This window comes from Enterobacter sp. SECR19-1250 (assembly GCF_013391025.1).
Taxonomy (GTDB): Bacteria; Pseudomonadota; Gammaproteobacteria; order Enterobacterales; family Enterobacteriaceae; genus Enterobacter; species Enterobacter cloacae.
Genome location: NZ_JACASJ010000279.1, coordinates 1 through 1,063, shown reverse-complemented (window position 1 = coordinate 1,063; position 1,063 = coordinate 1). Strand labels below are relative to the sequence as shown.

General features: G+C 53.7%; 1 protein-coding gene. It reads right to left on the bottom strand.

Annotated features, from left to right (window positions below):
• Positions 1-29: 29 nt before the first annotated feature.
• Positions 30-1,063, bottom strand: a protein-coding gene (locus HX884_RS26600) for an IS3-like element ISSen4 family transposase (protein WP_178329045.1) whose coding sequence is annotated in 2 segments (ribosomal slippage) — positions 30-892 and positions 892-1,063 — 1,035 coding nt annotated over the 2 segments. Because the reading frame shifts where the segments join, the coding sequence is not laid out codon by codon here. This gene is flagged as partial in the annotation.

The following is a 1,063-nucleotide window of genomic DNA, read 5'->3' as shown; positions in this document are numbered from 1 at the left end:
TGACCTGCCCCCACGATTAGATACAACACTCAGTTAGTAACGTCGGAATCTTCATTCTCAGAATGACCCTTTCTCCAGCCCGCTGCAAATTCAGACGGTGTCTGATAATTCAGCGTGGAGTGCGGGCGGCATTCGTTATAATCCTGCCGCCAGTCATTAATAATTTTCCTGGCATGAACGATATCGCTGAACCAGTGCTCATTCAAACATTCATCGCGAAATCGTCCGTTAAAGCTCTCAATAAATCCGTTCTGCGTTGGCTTGCCCGGCTGGATTAAGCGCAACTCAACACCATGCTCAAAGGCCCATTGATCCAGTGCACGGCAAGTGAACTCCGGCCCCTGGTCAGTTCTTATCGTCGCCGGATAGCCTCGAAACAGTGCAATGCTGTCCAGAATACGCGTGACCTGAACGCCTGAAATCCCAAAGGCAACAGTGACCGTCAGGCATTCCTTTGTGAAATCATCGACGCAGGTAAGACACTTGATCCTGCGACCGGTGGAAAGTGCGTCCATGACGAAATCCATCGACCAGGTCAGATTGGGCGCCGCCGGACGGAGCAGCGGCAGACGTTCTGTTGCCAGCCCTTTACGACGTCTTCTGCGTTTTACGCCCAGGCCACTGAGGTGATAAAGCCGGTACACGCGCTTATGATTAACATGAAGCCCTTCACGGCGCAGCAACTGCCAAATACGACGGTAGCCAAAACGCCTGCGCTCCAGTGCCAGCTCAGTGATGCGCCCTGATAAATGCGCATCAGCAGCCGGACGGTGAGCCTCATAGCGGCAGGTCGACAGGGATAAACCTGTAAGCCTGCAGGCACGACGTTGCGACAGACCGGTCGCATCACACATCAACATCACGGCTTCCCGCTTCTGGTCTGTCGTCAGTACTTTCGCCCAAGAGCCACCTGAAGCGCCTCTTTATCCAGCATGGCTTCGGCAAGCAGCTTCTTGAGTCTGGCGTTCTCTTCCTCAAGCGACTTCAGGCGCTTAACTTCAGGCACCTCCATACCGCCATACTTCTTACGCCAGGTGTAAAACGTGGCATCGGAAATGGCATG